General features: G+C 70.5%; 15 protein-coding genes. 8 read left to right on the top strand and 7 right to left on the bottom strand.

The genetic code is table 11. The features are described 5' to 3' along the window. Positions 1-80: 80 nt before the first annotated feature. Positions 81-1,940 carry a M1 family aminopeptidase gene (locus ACFWP5_RS39800; RefSeq protein WP_384168471.1) on the bottom strand — a complete coding sequence of 620 codons (1,860 nt, stop codon included), beginning with the start codon at positions 1,938-1,940 and terminating at the stop codon, positions 81-83. A gap of 304 nt (positions 1,941-2,244) precedes the next feature. Between ACFWP5_RS39800 and ACFWP5_RS39805 the strand changes: the two genes are divergently transcribed. From ACFWP5_RS39805 to ppk2, 3 genes are read left to right on the top strand one after another with little or no spacing between them, the layout of a single operon-like run. Beyond that, positions 2,245-3,399: an anion permease gene (locus ACFWP5_RS39805; RefSeq protein ID WP_384168474.1), complete on the top strand. Its 1,155-nt coding sequence runs from the start codon at positions 2,245-2,247 to the stop codon at positions 3,397-3,399. A gap of 17 nt (positions 3,400-3,416) precedes the next feature. After that, positions 3,417-3,650: a hypothetical protein gene (locus ACFWP5_RS39810; protein WP_384168477.1), complete on the top strand. Its 234-nt coding sequence runs from the start codon at positions 3,417-3,419 to the stop codon at positions 3,648-3,650. A 60-nt stretch (positions 3,651-3,710) separates the two neighbouring features. After that, a complete protein-coding gene (gene ppk2 / locus ACFWP5_RS39815; RefSeq protein ID WP_384168479.1) occupies positions 3,711-4,601 on the top strand; it encodes a polyphosphate kinase 2 in 891 nt (296 codons plus the stop codon). A 153-nt stretch (positions 4,602-4,754) separates the two neighbouring features. Here ppk2 and ACFWP5_RS39820 read toward each other — a convergent pair whose 3' ends face one another. Both ACFWP5_RS39820 and ACFWP5_RS39825 read right to left on the bottom strand, forming a co-directional pair. Next, positions 4,755-5,141 (bottom strand): luciferase family protein, encoded by a 387-nt coding sequence (locus ACFWP5_RS39820; RefSeq protein ID WP_384168482.1) that lies wholly within the window; start codon positions 5,139-5,141, stop codon positions 4,755-4,757. A 116-nt stretch (positions 5,142-5,257) separates the two neighbouring features. Then, on the bottom strand, positions 5,258-6,010 hold the full coding sequence (locus ACFWP5_RS39825) for an SDR family NAD(P)-dependent oxidoreductase (RefSeq protein WP_384168485.1): 753 nt from the start codon (positions 6,008-6,010) through the stop codon (positions 5,258-5,260). A 142-nt stretch (positions 6,011-6,152) separates the two neighbouring features. On the opposite strand from ACFWP5_RS39825, the gene ACFWP5_RS39830 reads away from it, so the two are divergent. Beyond that, complete coding sequence (locus ACFWP5_RS39830; RefSeq protein WP_384168488.1) at positions 6,153-6,743, top strand: TetR/AcrR family transcriptional regulator; 591 nt, start codon at positions 6,153-6,155, stop codon at positions 6,741-6,743. Positions 6,744-6,824: 81 nt separating this feature from the next. Here the strand turns inward: ACFWP5_RS39830 and ACFWP5_RS39835 are convergent, their stop codons facing one another. Further along, positions 6,825-8,111 (bottom strand): aminotransferase class I/II-fold pyridoxal phosphate-dependent enzyme, encoded by a 1,287-nt coding sequence (locus ACFWP5_RS39835; RefSeq protein WP_384168490.1) that lies wholly within the window; start codon positions 8,109-8,111, stop codon positions 6,825-6,827. Positions 8,112-8,289: 178 nt separating this feature from the next. On the opposite strand from ACFWP5_RS39835, the gene ACFWP5_RS39840 reads away from it, so the two are divergent. Together ACFWP5_RS39840 and ACFWP5_RS39845 are read left to right on the top strand one after the other, a co-directional pair. Then, positions 8,290-9,756 (top strand): AlkA N-terminal domain-containing protein, encoded by a 1,467-nt coding sequence (locus ACFWP5_RS39840; RefSeq protein ID WP_384168493.1) that lies wholly within the window; start codon positions 8,290-8,292, stop codon positions 9,754-9,756. Positions 9,757-9,772: 16 nt separating this feature from the next. Beyond that, positions 9,773-10,258 carry a methylated-DNA--[protein]-cysteine S-methyltransferase gene (locus ACFWP5_RS39845; RefSeq protein WP_384168496.1) on the top strand — a complete coding sequence of 162 codons (486 nt, stop codon included), beginning with the start codon at positions 9,773-9,775 and terminating at the stop codon, positions 10,256-10,258. A 35-nt stretch (positions 10,259-10,293) separates the two neighbouring features. Here the strand turns inward: ACFWP5_RS39845 and ACFWP5_RS39850 are convergent, their stop codons facing one another. Together ACFWP5_RS39850 and ACFWP5_RS39855 are read right to left on the bottom strand one after the other, a co-directional pair. Then, positions 10,294-10,920, bottom strand: a complete 627-nt coding sequence (locus ACFWP5_RS39850; protein WP_384168499.1) for a response regulator — start codon at positions 10,918-10,920, stop codon at positions 10,294-10,296. Continuing rightward, positions 10,917-12,212 (bottom strand): sensor histidine kinase, encoded by a 1,296-nt coding sequence (locus ACFWP5_RS39855; RefSeq protein WP_384168502.1) that lies wholly within the window; start codon positions 12,210-12,212, stop codon positions 10,917-10,919. Before ACFWP5_RS39855 ends, ACFWP5_RS39850 begins: the two co-directional genes overlap by 4 nt. Positions 12,213-12,422: 210 nt before the next feature. On the opposite strand from ACFWP5_RS39855, the gene ACFWP5_RS39860 reads away from it, so the two are divergent. After that, the gene (locus ACFWP5_RS39860) at positions 12,423-13,193 is read left to right on the top strand and encodes a class I SAM-dependent methyltransferase (protein WP_384168505.1); all 771 of its coding nucleotides are present in this window, start codon (positions 12,423-12,425) and stop codon (positions 13,191-13,193) included. On the opposite strand, the gene ACFWP5_RS39865 is transcribed toward ACFWP5_RS39860, so the two are convergent. Then, positions 13,183-13,908, bottom strand: coding sequence for an NAD-dependent deacetylase (locus ACFWP5_RS39865; protein ID WP_384168509.1), 726 nt, complete (start codon positions 13,906-13,908; stop codon positions 13,183-13,185). The genes ACFWP5_RS39860 and ACFWP5_RS39865 overlap by 11 nt on opposite strands. 77 nt (positions 13,909-13,985) lie before the next feature. Between ACFWP5_RS39865 and ACFWP5_RS39870 the strand changes: the two genes are divergently transcribed. Then, positions 13,986-14,186 carry a type II toxin-antitoxin system VapB family antitoxin gene (locus tag ACFWP5_RS39870; protein WP_384168511.1) on the top strand — a complete coding sequence of 67 codons (201 nt, stop codon included), beginning with the start codon at positions 13,986-13,988 and terminating at the stop codon, positions 14,184-14,186. The last annotated feature ends 77 nt before the right edge of the window (positions 14,187-14,263 follow it).

Here is a 14,263-nt window from a genome sequence, read left to right on the forward strand (position 1 = left end):
GTGGTTCCCCCGGGGGCGCCCGGGGGGGTTCCCCGGCCCGCGCCCCTCCGCCCCGGCGAACCCCTCGTTCTTCCGTTGGATCAGCCGACGATGCGGTGCGTCGTCCAGAACGACGTCAGGTCCGTGGTCGTCGCGGCCTGCGCCGCCGCCTTGAACTCGGCGGTGGTCGAGACGCCGTACCAGTGCGAAGTGGCGTAGTCCTTCAGGAGTTTGGTCATCGCCGTGTCACCCAGGGTGCGGCGCAGATCGTGCAGGGCGCACTTGCCGTAGCCGTAGACGACGGTGGAGTAGCGGGACGAGTGGGCGTCCCAGTAGGCCATCGAGTTGGTGATGTTCTCTGCGGTCGAGGCCCAGGAGACGCTGTTCCAGCAGTTGGTGCCGGTCAGGCCCTGGGCCAGGTCGGTGGCGTAGTCGGTGAACGCCTCGTCCAGCCAGGGGCTGTTGTACTCGTCGTCGCCGACGATGCCGTAGAACCACTGGTGGCCGATCTCATGGGTGAGGGCCGTGGTGCTGACGAGGTCGAGGACGAAGCCGGGGTACTCCATGCCGCCGAACCAGAAGTTGTTGTCGATGACGGCGTCCAACTCGCCGTACGGGTAGGCGCCGAAGCGGCCAGCGTGGGCGTCGACCGCGGACTTGGCGGTGGTGAGCATCGACTGGGCGTTGGCGGAGCTGATGCCCGAGACCGAGTAGATGTTGATCGGGGTGCCCGCCGTCGACGTACCGGAGATCTTGGTGAACGGGCCCGCCGCCCACGCGAAGTCACGGACCTTGGACGCGGTGGCCGTGGTCACCGTGCGGCCGCTGGTGCCGGGGGTGTCCACCGAGGTGCCCGTGGCGGGGACCAGCACGGTGGTCGGGTGGTCGAGGGTGACCTTGAAGTCGGCGGCCAGGGAGTAGAAGGACTCGCCGTTGTTCGTGTACGGGTCCAGGTGCCAGCCCGAGCCGTCCTTGATCGCGAGGACCGGCAGCGCGTTGCCGATCATGCTGAACGCGCCGTCGTAGCCGAACCGGTCCGCGCCGCTCGGGACGGTGATCCCCAAGTCGAAGCCGATCGTGGTCGATTGACCCTGCGCGAGCGGGGTCGGGAGCGCGATCTGGAGAGCCGTGCAGGCGACCGAGAGGGCGCCCGCGGTGCCGCCGGTGACATTGGTGACCGTGATCGGCGGCGCGGAGCAGGTGCCGTGGTAGTTGTCCCACAGCCGCAGGTACACCTCGGTGAGCGGGGTGGCCGAGGCGTTGGTGAACGTCGTGCTCTCGTGGCCGGTCCAGACCGTGCCGGCGGTGTTGCTGCTCAGGCTCACGGTGTACGCCGGGGCGGCCGGCGTGCGCGTCGAGTCGGCCGGCGGGGCGGTGTCGCCCGAGGTGCTGAGGGCGAGGTCGTCGAGGACGAAGCTCGTCTGGAGGCTGGAGTCCTCGACCCCGCTGAAGGCGAGGCTCACGGTCTGGCCCGCGAACGCCGACACGTCGAACGACTTCTGGACGTAGCCGGTGGCCTTGTCCAGGTTCGAGTACGTCGCGAGGGTCGTGCTGCCGATCTTCGCCGTGAGCTTGTCGTACGCGGTGGACGTCGTCGTCTCGGCGGTGTCGATGTGCAGCCAGAAAGTCAGGGTGGCGCTGCTGCAGCCGGACGGGATCGTGACGCTCTGGGAGAGCGTGTCGGTGTGCGTGCTGCCGACGCCGTCGAGCCAGGCGAAGCTCGTGCCGCCGTGGGCGGTCTGCCCCGTGCGGCTGGTGATGACACTGGTCGAGGACTGGGTCCAGGACGAAGTGCCGCTCTCGAAGCCGCCGTTGGTGACCACCTGCGCCGGGGTGCAGGCGGCGGCCACGGGAGCCGCGGCCGGCGCGGCGGCGGCCGGGGTGACGGGGAGCGAGAGGGCGGCCAGCGCGGCGACGGCGAACACACCGGCGGCGAGGGCCTTGTGGGGGGTCGATCTCACACGGAACTCCTTCTGCGGCGGCCGGGATACCGGCCTGCTCGGTGGCCTCCCGGCCGGACTGGGTGTGCCGGCGGGTGGCCGCGTGGGGTGCGCGTAGCGATCGCGTGATCGCGGGGGAAGCTTCGCAGGTTTGACCGGAGCATGCCACAAGAAGGAGAGAGTGTGCAGACCGGGCGGAGAACGGGTGGCAGGGGGTCCGTGCAGGCGGGGAGAGCGGAGTTCCTTGCTTTCGCGTTGACCGTGCCATGCTTGGATTTGGCCTCCGTGTGGCCGGATGTACGCCTTCGGTTGCTTCCATCGAACGATGGACCACATCACGTTCCTCGTGGCGGTCGTCATCGTCACGGCCTTGGCCTTCGACTTCACCAACGGATTCCACGACACCGCCAACGCGATGGCGACGTCCATCGCCACCGGCGCGCTGAAACCGAAGACGGCGGTCCTGATCAGTGGGGCCCTCAACATCGGCGGTGCCTTCCTGTCCACGGAAGTCGCCAAGACGATCTCCGGCGGCATCGTCGACGACACCCTCGTCACCCCGGGGATGATCTTCGCGGGGCTCGTCGGGGCGATCCTCTGGAACCTCCTGACCTGGCTGCTGGGCCTTCCGTCCAGTTCCTCGCACGCCCTGTTCGGCGGCCTGATCGGCGCCGTCTGGGTCGGCGCGGGTTCGGGCGGGGTCCACTTCGACAAGGTCGTGGAGAAGATCCTGATCCCCGCGGTGGCCTCACCGCTCGTGGCCGGAATCGCCGCTCTCCTCGCCACCTACCTCGCCTACAAGATCACCGCCCGGGCCCGCAAGGACTCGGTCACCAAGGGCTTCCGGATCGGCCAGATCGCCTCGGCCTCCCTGGTCTCCCTCGCGCACGGCACGAACGACGCCCAGAAGACGATGGGCGTCATCACCCTGACCCTGATCTCGGCGGGCGCGCTCGGCCACGACGCCGGTCCGCCGGTGTGGGTCATCGCCTCGGCGGGACTCGCGATCGGCATGGGTACCTACATCGGCGGCTGGCGCATCATCCGCACGATGGGCAAGGGCCTCACCGACATCCAGTCCCCGCAGGGCTTCGCGGCCGAGGCCGCCTCCACGGCCGTCATCCTCACCTCCGCCCACCTGGGCTTCGCGCTGTCCACCACGCAGGTCTGCTCCGGCGGCATCCTCGGCGCGGGTCTGGGCCGGCGCCTGGCCGAGGTGCGCTGGGGCACCGCGGGCCGCATGGTCATCGCCTGGCTGGTCACCCTGCCGGCCGCGGCGCTGGTCGGCGGCCTGTCCGCGACCGTCGTCAAGCACGGCGGCAACCTCGGTACGGCCCTGATCGCCCTGATCGCCGCCGCCGTGGCCGCGTTCATCGTGATCGCCTCGCGCCGCAACCCCGTGCACGCGGACAACGTGAACGAGACCCACGAGGTCACCATCCGCAGCGAGGCGTCCTCGGACGTCCGTACGGCCGCCTGAGCCAAGGGAGTTGAACGATGAGTGTGGACTGGAACGCCCTCGGTGAGGTCTTCGCGGTGAGTGTCGGAGTGACCGTCGCAGTGGTCGTCGTCTTCGCGCTGGGCGTGCTCGGCATCGCCCAGGTCGAGACCGCCCGCGAACAGGACGGCGGCACCCACGCCCTCGGCTTCGCCCAGGCGGGGTTGTGCTTTCTCGCGTGTGCGGCTGTCGTGGCATACGGCATCTATCTGATCGTGCCGCAGTTCCACTGAGCGCGACGGATCACCACCGATCACCTCTGAGCCACTGAACCCCCTTGAGAGGAGGCCGGGATGACTGAACTGCTGACCGGGCTGCGGGTCGACTACACCGACCAGGACGACCCGGTGCTGATCCGGCCCGACGGCAGCCCGGTGGACACCTGGCGGGAGAACTACCCGTACGAACAGCGCATGGAGCGCAAGGAGTACGACTGGCACAAGCGGCTCCAGCAGATAGAACTGCTGAAGCTGCAACGCTGGATCAAGGAGACCGGGCGCCGGCTCGTCATCGTCTGCGAAGGGCGCGACGCGGCCGGCAAGGGCGGCACGATCAAACGGTTCACCGAGCACCTGAACCCGCGCGGCGCCCGCGTGGTGGCCCTGGAGAAGCCGAGCGAGCGCGAGAGCGGTCAGTGGTACTTCCAGCGCTACGTCCAGCATCTGCCGACCGCCGGCGAGATCGTGCTGTTCGACCGGTCCTGGTACAACCGGGCGGGCGTGGAGCGCGTGATGGGGTTCTGCTCGGACGACGAGTACCGCCGTTTCATGCGCCAGGCCCCGCTGTTCGAGCGGATGCTGGCGGACGACGGCGTCGACCTGATCAAGTTCTGGTTCTCCGTCTCACAGGGTGAACAGCGCACCCGTTTCACGATCCGCCAGGTGGATCCCGTACGGCAGTGGAAGCTCAGCCCGATGGATCTGGCCTCGCTGGACCTCTGGGACGACTACACGGCCGCAAAGGTCGCCATGTTCCGGGAGACCGATACGGAGCACGCGCCCTGGACCGTCGTGAAGAGCAACGACAAGAAGCGGGCCCGGGTCGAGGCCATGCGCAGCGTGCTGGCCCGCTTCGACTACGGAGACAAGGACGAGGAGGTCGTCGGCAGCCCCGATCCGCGCATCGTCGGCGCGGCGGCCACCCTGCTGGAGGCGGGAGAGGACGACACGGCGGCGGTGTTCTAGGTCGGGTCGGGGCCGCGCCCTGAAGGGGCGCTGGGCTGTGTCGATACGCGGCTCCGCCGCGTGGGCGCGACCAGCCACGAGGGCGCGGCAGCGAAACGACGGCATATCGCGGCCCTGCGGCGGAGCCGCATATCGACACAGCAGGCGGAGCGCCTAGTCGCCGTCGCGTGGCACGAGCGTCACCCGGTGGAAGTTGCAGCCGGTCATGGGCGGGCTCCCGGACGGGGGCCCGCCCGCATGTGCCTTGAGGGCGACGCTGACCAGGCTCAGCAGCAGGTCGACGTCCGTCTCGCAGTCCAGGTGGACGGTCACCCAGCGGGAGCCCGGGATGATCCGGATCGCGGTCGACTCGCTGAGATCGTGGTGGATCCGGAGGATGGCCCCGACTGTGAGATGCAGGTCCACATCGTGGTCGGAGTGGAAGTGCACGATCTCGCTGTGGGCGGACCGCAGCGCCCGCCCCGTACCGCAACTGGCCGGGACCGCGCTGAGGTCGCGCCAGCCTTCCAGTCGCTGCATGGCTCGCTCGGCCAGGGTCATGCCTCCATCGTGGACTGCTCACCGCCTCGCAACCAGGGGTTGAGCGATTCGTAACCGGGGCGTGAGGTACCGCACATCGCCGGGGAGGCCGGTGTGCATGGATTTCGGACGGTCGGTCAGACCTGGACCTGTCCGCCGTCGACGAAGTGCTCGGCACCGGTGATGAACGAACTCTCCGGCCCGGCAAGGAAAGCGGCCAGTGCCGCGACCTCCTCGGGGCGGCCCATGCGCCGCAGCGGTAGCTGCGAGGCCAGTGCGCCGTGCAGGTCCTCGGTGCTCTGGCCGAACCTGTCGGCCAGGCCCTCGATCGCGGGTGTGGCGATCGGGCCGGGCGTGATGACGTTGACGCGCACGCCGCGCGGGGCCAGCTCCGCGGCCCAGGTCCGGCCCAGGCTGCGTACGGCCGCCTTGGACGCGGCGTAGACCCCCATCCTGTCGACGCCTTGGTGGATGGTGGTGGACCCGAGAAGGATCACTGACGCGGGCAGGGCGAGCAGGGGCAGCGACTTCTGTACGGTCAGCAGGCTGCCCTTGGTGTTCACGCCGAAGACGAAGTCGAACTGTTCCTCCGTGACATCCGTGAGAAGAGCCCCGTCGCCCAGGCCGGCGTTGGCCACGACGGCGTCGAGCTGCCGTCCGTCACCGCTGATGACGTCCATGACGCGGTCGAGGTCGGCGGCCCGCGAGACGTCGCACGGTACGGCGACCGCGTCGGGGCCGGCCTCCTCGGCCGCGGCCTCGAGTTCGTCCTTGCGTCGGCCGGTCAGGTAGACGCGGGCGCCGTCATCGGCGAAGCGCTTCGCGATCGCCCGGCCGATACCGCTGGAGGCGCCGGTGACCAGGGCTGTCTTTCCGTCCATGGGGCGCATGGCACTCATCCTTTCGAGATCGCCGAGTCGTGCACGCTGCTCGTGGCCGTGGCACGACATGACAGGCGGATTGTTCTTGACCGCCTCGTCCAGAACGTAGTCGATTCTGGACGAGGCGGTCAAGAATGGGTACCGTGGGGTCATGGCGAGACCACGAAGCTTCGACGAAGGCAAGGTGCTGCGCGCCGCCAGGGATCAGTTCTGGTCGATCGGTTACGCAGCCGCGAGAGTGGACGACATCGCCGCAGCCACAGGTCTGGGCAAGGGCAGCCTCTATGGCGCCTTCGGTGACAAGCGGCAACTGTTCCTGCGCACCTTCGACGACCACTGCGCCGCGCTGGTCGCGGCCGTTGGGCAGCAGCTCGACGGCCCGGATGCCGGTGCCCTCGAACGGCTGCGCGCGCATGTGATGGCGGTGGCGGACTCCACCGCCGCTGACGTCTCGCGGCGCGGTTGCCTACTCGCGAAGGGCACCGCTGAACTCGCGGAGCAGGACCCGGCTGTGGCGGCGACGGCCCGCCGGACCTTCGCCGGCATCGAGGAGCTGCTCACCTCTTGCATCGCGGGAGCGCAGCGGGCGGGCGACATCAAGCAGGACGAGAACCCCGCCCGGCTGGCCGGACTCGTGCTGGCTGTGCTGCGCGGGATCGAGGCGTTGGGCAAGGGCGGAAGCAGCCCCGACTCGCTGCGCGCGATCGCCGAAACCGCCTTGGCCGTCCTGCCCCGGCCGTAGGACGGCTACGGTCCGGTCGGGTCATGACCAGTCATGACGAGTCAGGACCGGACCGGGAAATCCCCCGTCGGTCACGTCGGGTCAACTCCCCTCAGCCGCAAGCCTTTCGTAGCCCACCAGCCGTACGCAGGTGGCCACCCCCTCGATGGTCTCCTCGATCTCGGAGAGGCCCGGGAAGGAGGGGGCGATCCGGATCGTCCGGTCCCTCGGGTCGTCGCGGTACGGATGGGTGGCGCCCGCCGGCGTCAGGGCGAGACCGGCGTCCGCCGCGCGGCGCACCACCTCGCGGGCGCACCCGTCGAGGACGTCGAGGGTGATGAAGTAGCCGCCCCGAGGCGCGGACCAGGTGGCGAGACCGGTGTCGCCGAGCCGCTCGGCGAGGATGCGCAGCACGGCGTCGAACTTCGGCCGCAGCAGCTCACGGTGCTTGCGCATATGGGCGCGTACCCCGGCGGCGTCGCGCAGGAACATCGCGTGCCGCAGCTGGTTGACCTTGTCGGGGCCGATGGAACGCTTGGCGCTGTAGCCGCGCAGCCAGGCCACGTTGGCCGGGGACGAGCCGAAGAACGCCACGCCCGCACCGCCCAGCGTGATCTTCGAGGTGGACCCGAAGACGAAGACCCGGTCGGGATGTCCGCTCGCGGCACAGGCGCCCAGCGCGTCGGCGATCTCCACCTCCTCGTCGGTGAGGTGGTGCACGGCGTAGGCGTTGTCCCAGAAGATCCGGAAGTCGGGCGCGGCCGTCGGCATGGCGGCGAGCCGTCGTACGGTCTCGTCGCTGTAGCAAGTCCCGTCCGGATTGCTGTACTTGGGCACGCACCAGATGCCCTTGACCGCCGGGTCCTCGGCGACGAGCCGCTCCACCACCGCCATGTCGGGGCCCTCGGCGGTCATCGGCACGGGGATCATCTCGATGCCGAACCGCTCGCACAGCGCGAAGTGCCGGTCGTATCCGGGGACCGGACACAGGAACGCGACCCGCTCCTCGTCCGCCCAACGGCGCGTGGCCCCGGGCAGCGTGCCGAGCAGCGCGTGCACCAGGCAGTCGTGCATCAGCTCCAGACTGGAGTTGCCCACGGCGAGAAGCTGCTCGGCCGGTACTTGCAGAAACCCGGAGAAGATCTCCCGGAGCTCCAACAGCCCGTCCGCGCCACCGTAGTTGCGGCAGTCCGTGCCGTCGGCGGAGGTGTAGCGGTCGCCGGGCAGCGAGAGCAGTTCGGCGGACAGGTCGAGCTGCCGGGCGGAGGGCTTGCCGCGGGTCAGGTCGAGCGAGAGCCCCTTCGCGAGAAGGGCTTCGTAGTCGCTCCGGGCCGCGTCGAGGCGGGCCGGGAGGGAATCGGCGGTATGGGCGGGTGAGGGAGAGGTCACGGAGGTCGACGCTACAAAGCCGGGTGTCACACCACAAACTCCATTGACCGCCGTCGCCCCTTACACCTCCCGCGGAAGCGTGGTGACCTGGGCGGTGACCAGGCCACGCAAGGTTGATGTCGGATTCCCGCCAGCCCCGGCCCGCCCCGTATCGGATGCTGGACGTATGCAGAACGGGATGCACACCGACACGGAGCGCTGTGTGCGCGCGGTCCAGTCCAAGGACGCGCGTTTCGACGGCTGGTTCTTCACGGCCGTCCTGACCACCCGCATCTACTGCCGGCCCAGCTGCCCGGTCGTCCCGCCCAAGCCGGAGAACATGACGTTCTACCCGAGCGCGGCGGCCTGCCAGCAGGCGGGTTTCCGGGCCTGCAAGCGCTGCCGCCCGGACACCAGCCCCGGCTCCCCCCAGTGGAACCAGCGGGCCGACCTGGTGGCCCGCGCGATGCGCCTGATCGCCGACGGAACCGTGGACCGCGAGGGCGTCCCCGGCCTCGCCGCCCGCCTCGGCTACAGCACCCGGCAGATCGAACGCCAGCTCCTCGCCGAACTCGGCGCAGGACCCCTCGCCCTGGCCCGCGCCCAACGCGCCCAGACAGCAAGGCTGTTGATCGAGACGACCGCCCTCCCGATGGCGGAGATCACCTTCGCCGCCGGCTTCTCCTCGATCCGCACCTTCAACGACACCGTGCGCGACGTCTTCGCCCTCTCCCCGAGCGAGTTGCGCAACAGGCGCCCGAAGACGACCGTCCTCACCCCCGGAACGCTCACCCTCCGCCTGCCGTTCCGCGCCCCCCTCAACCCCGACAACCTCTTCGGCCACCTGGCGGCGACCGCCGTACCGGGCGTGGAGGAGTGGCGCGCCGGCGCGTACCGGCGGACCCTCCGTCTCCCCTACGGCCACGGCATCGTGTCCCTCACTCCCAAGTCCGACCACATCGCCTGCCGCCTCACCCTCAGCGACCTGCGCGACCTGCCGGTGGCCATCAGCCGCTGCCGCCGCATGCTCGACCTGGACGCCGATCCGGTCGCGGTGGACGACCAGTTGCGTACGGATCCGGTGTTGGCACCGCTGGTGGACAAGGCGCCGGGCCGACGCGTCCCGCGCACGGTCGACGAGGCGGAGTTCGCCGTGCGGGCCGTCCTCGGCCAGCAGGTCTCCACGGCGGCGGCCCGCACCCACGCGGCCCGCCTGGTCACCGCGCACGGAGAACCGGTCGACGACCCCGAGGGCGGCCTGACCCACCTCTTCCCGTCACCCGAGGCACTGGCGTCCGTGGCCCCCGAGTCCCTGGCGATGCCGCACACGCGCCGCACCACGTTCACCACCCTGGTCACCCAACTCGCCGACGGCACTCTCCACTTGGGCGTGGAGAGCGACTGGGCCGAGACCCGGGCCCGGCTCCTCTCCCTCCCCGGCTTCGGCCCCTGGACGGCCGACGTCATCGCCATGCGCGCCCTCGGCGACCCCGACGCCTTCCTCCCCACCGACCTCGGAATCCGCCGCGCCGCCCAGGAGTTGGGCCTCCCGTCGACCCCGGCCGCCCTCACCGCACACGCGGCGGCCTGGCGACCGTGGCGGGCGTACGCGGTCCAGTACCTGTGGGCGACGGACAGCCACCCGATCAACTTCCTGCCCGTGTAAGGGGATTGCAGCCGCCATGAAGCACCACACGGTGATCGACAGCCCGTACGGCCCGCTGACCCTCGTCGCCGACGAGGACGGCGCCCTCTGCGGCCTCTACATGGTCGACCAACGCCACCGCCCCCCGGAGGAGAACTTCGGCACCCCCGACGACACCCCCTTCGCCGAGGCATCAGCCCAACTACAGGCGTACTTCACAGGCGAGTTGAAGGAGTTCACCCTCCAACTACGCCTGCACGGCACGCCGTTCCAACGCACCGTCTGGGACCAGCTCAGCCACATCCCCTACGGCGAGACCCGCTCCTACGGCGACCTCGCCGACGCCCTCGGCAACCCGGGCGCCTCCCGCGCGGTGGGCCTCGCCAACGGCAAGAACCCCGTCGGGATCATCGTCCCCTGCCACCGTGTCGTCGGCGCGAACGGCAGCCTCACGGGGTACGGCGGCGGCCTCGACCGCAAGCAGCGGCTGCTGGACTTCGAGAGCGGGGCGGCGCTTTTCTAGCGCCTCCGGTGCTGCGGTGTTGGGGTTCCGCGGTGTCATGACAGCAGCCGTCGCTCCTTGGCGACGGCCACCGCCCCGGACCGCGTCTCCACCCCCAACTTGCCGTAGATCCGCCCGAGATGGGTCTTGACCGTGGCCTCGCTGATGAAGAGGGCCCTGGCGATCTCCCGGTTGCCCAGGCCGCGGGCCAGCTGGCCGAGGATCTCGCGCTCGCGCTCGGACAGGGTGGGGTGCGGGCTGCGCATCCGGGCCATGAGCCGGTCGGCCACCGGGGCCGAGAGTGCCGTACGACCGGATGCGGCGCTGTGGATCGCCGTGAACAGTTCCTCGGGGCGTTCGGCCTTGAGGAGGTAGCCCGTGGCGCCCGCCTCGACGGCGCGGGTGATGTCGGCGTCGGTGTCGAACATGGTGAGGACGAGGACACGAGGGCCGTCACCGGCGGTCAGCTTCCTGGTGGCCGTCACCCCGTCCATGCCGTCGCCGAGCTGGAGGTCCATCAGCACCACGTCGGGACGGACTTGGGCGGCCAGGGCAAGGGCCTCCTCGCCGCTGCCCGCCTCACCGACCACCTCGATGCCGTCGGCGCTGGACAGCAGCGCACGCAGTCCGGCCCGTACGACGGCGTGGTCGTCGCACAGCAGCAGACGTACGGGTGTGCTCACGGGACGAGCTCCTCACGGGGATCACGGACGGCAGGGACGACAGGTACGGCGACGGACACGACCGTGCCCTCGCCGGGGGCCGACTCCACGCTCAGCGTGCCACCCGACTGCCGGGCCCGGATCCGCATGGCCGGCAGCCCGTGGCCGCGCGACCCGCCGGGCGCGGAGACCGGGGGAGAGGCGACGTCGAAACCGCGCCCGTTGTCGGCGACGTCGAGGGAGATCTGGTCGTCGAGGCAGGTCAGGGTCAGCGCGGCCCGGGTCGCGGCCGCGTGCTCGCGTACGTTGGCCAACGCGCCCTGGGCGATGCGCAACAGTGCCGCCGCGGCCCGCTCTGGCAGCGGGCCCGGATCGCCGTCGAGCCGGAACTCCACCGTCAGGCCCGGCCCGCTCTCCCGCTCGGCGAGCGCGCTCAGCGCCGCGGGCAGGGAGTGCTCGACGAGGTCGGCCGGTGCCAGGTCGTGCACGAACCGGCGCGCCTCGGCGAGACCGCGGGAGGTGATCTCGGCGGCCTTGAGGATGTGCCCGTGGGCCGCTTCCGGGTCCGTCCGCCACAGGCGCTCGGCGGCCTGCAACAGCATCTGCTGGCTGGACAGGCCCTGCGCGACGGTGTCGTGGATCTCCGTGGCCAGCCGCTGCCGTTCCGCCAGGACACCGGCTCGCCGTTCGGTGGCCGCGAGGCCGCGGCGGGTGCGGACCAGGTCGTCGATCAGGACACGCTGCCGGGCCGCCTGCCGCTGCAACTGGACCAGTACGGCGGTGGCGACCGCCGCGAGGGCCGGCGGGGCGACGACCATGTTGGGGTTGAGCGTGCCGTCGGCCACCCGTATCTCGGAGGCGACGACGAGCGCGGTGAGTACGGCGGCCAGCGGTACCGCGAACCGTGGGGGCAGCGCGTACAGGCCGGCGAACAGCAGGGGCATCGCGCACCAGGTGGCGCTCGGCGCGAGGGCGAGCAGCACGGTCCAGACGGCGGACACCGAGCCCAGCCAGGTCAGATGACGCGTGGTGGGCGTGGACCCCGGGCGGGGTGCCGGAGCCAGGAACTGCCCGAGGACGTACAGCAGGCAGAAGACCGCGTACAGCGCCAGCACCCAGCCGGTGCGGGCCCCGCCCTGGTCGCGGGTCAGGAAGCGCGCGAACGACGAGCCGAGCAGCAGGAAGAACGCGGCGTGCACCACCGCGGGCAACAGGCGCTCGTCCGGATCGATGTGTCCCGTCCTCCGTTGTTCCGTGTGCCCGGTCCTCCGTCGTTCCGTGTGCCCCGTCCTTCGCTGTCTCGTGTGCTCCATCCTCCGTGTCTAACGCGACGGGCGGGACGGCGCATCAACCGATCGGCTGACATCAGGATCACCCGAACCGCCCCGGGATCCTCGCCCCTTGACCGAGCCGGACACCCCGTCTCCGCACCGAGGCTGGCATGAACACCCAACACCCAACACCTACCACTCACCACCTACCACCCACGCCACACGCCCCTCGCTCCGGAAGGCGACGATCCCGTGCCCACCAAGAACCTCACCGCCAACCGTGCCGCCCTCGGCCACCGCATCGCCTACGCCCTGCGCCACCCCGACCGGGTGCCCCGCCACCTGGCCCGTGTCACCCGGGACGCCTGGCTGCGCCACCGCCACCCGGACCACGTCTCCTACTACCGCGCCGTGATGCGGTCCGACACCCGGGCCGACCCGGACATGGCGGTCGGCAGCGCGAGCCGTGAACGCTGGCTGGCGCTGGGCGCGATGCAGTTCGACTACCTCCTCGGCCACGGTCTGCGCCCCGAGCACCGCATGCTGGAGATCGGCTGCGGAAACCTGCGCGGCGGCTGGCGCTTCATCCGCCACCTCGACCCCGGGCACTACTACGGCATCGACATCTCGCCCGACATCCTGGCCGCCGCGCAGAACACGCTCGTCGAGATGGGCCTGCAGAAACGCCTCCCCGTCCTCACCCCCGTACACGACCTGACCCTGCGCTTCCTGCCCGACGCCCACTTCGACGTCGTCCACGCGCACAGCGTGTTCTCGCACTCCCCGCTCCCGGTCATCGAGGAGTGCCTGGCCAACGTCGGCCGCATCCTGGCGCCGGGCGGCTGGTTCGACTTCACCTTCGACCGCACGGAGGGCGAGGAACACCACGTCCTGCGCGAGGACTTCTACTACCGCACCGAGACCCTCGTCGCGCTGGCCGCCCAACACGGCCTGAAGACCCGGTTCATGGAGGACTGGGAACACCTTCCGCACGGCCAGTCGAAGCTCCGCGTCACCCGCTGAGTTCGTGCAGCAGCCGGGGCAACGCCGTCCCGATCGGCTCCCGTACGACCTCGTCGGCGCGGTCGTCGTACGGCGTGGGCTCGGCGTTGACGATGACCAGCCGGGCCCCGTTGTCGGCGGCGACCCCGGCGAGCCCGGCGGCGGGCTGCACCTGCAGACTGCTGCCGACGGCGATGAACACCTGACAGGCCTTGGTGATGGCGACGGCCTCGCCGAGGACGACGGGGTCGAGGCGCTCGCCGAAGAAGACGGTCGCGGACTTCAGAATCCCACCGCACTCAAGGCAGACGGGGTCGTCCTCCCCGGCCTGAACTCGGGCGATGGCATCCTCCATGGGCCCCCGCGCATGGCACCCCGTGCACACGAACTCCCGTGCGCTGCCGTGAAGTTCGAGCACCTTGCGGGCGGGCAGCCCGGCGAGCTGGTGCAGCCCGTCGACGTTCTGCGTGATGACCCGCACGGGTACGCCGGACTTCTCCAGCTCGACGACGGCCCGGTGCGCGGCGTTGGGCTCGGCCTGGAGGGTGCGGTTCTTGCGCCGCATCTGCCAGGACCGGCGCCGGATCTCGGGGTCGCCCATGTAGTACTCGTAGGTGACGAGCTTCTCGGCCTCGGGATCCTTCCGCCACAGGCCGTTGGGACCGCGGTAGTCGGGGATGCCGGAATCCGTGGAGATACCCGCACCGCTGAGAAGGGCGACAAGAGGCTTGCTCATACAGCCGAGGGTAGGTCGGCGGGGCGGGGGCGGCGAGCGGATATCCCAGGCCCGGCACCGGGTGTTACCGTCCGCGCATGGCCAAGGTGACCGTCTCGCTCGACGCAGCGCTCGTCGTGGAAGTCATGGTGCTCGCGGGTGTGGGCAACCCGCAGGACGCCGTCGAACTCGTCGTCCGTGACTACATCCAGCGCGGCCACCGCACAGAGGCCAGGGCCGAGGCCCGCGACGACGCGCTGCGCGAGGTGGACCTGAAACCCCGGGACGTCGAGGGCTGAGCCCTGCGGGACCGGGCGGCCGGTGGCAGGCATCCTGCGCAGCCGCCTCACGCCTCACGCCTCACGCCTCACGCCTC

Source organism: Streptomyces sp. NPDC058469 (assembly GCF_042721125.1).
GTDB lineage: Bacteria > Actinomycetota > Actinomycetes > Streptomycetales > Streptomycetaceae > Streptomyces.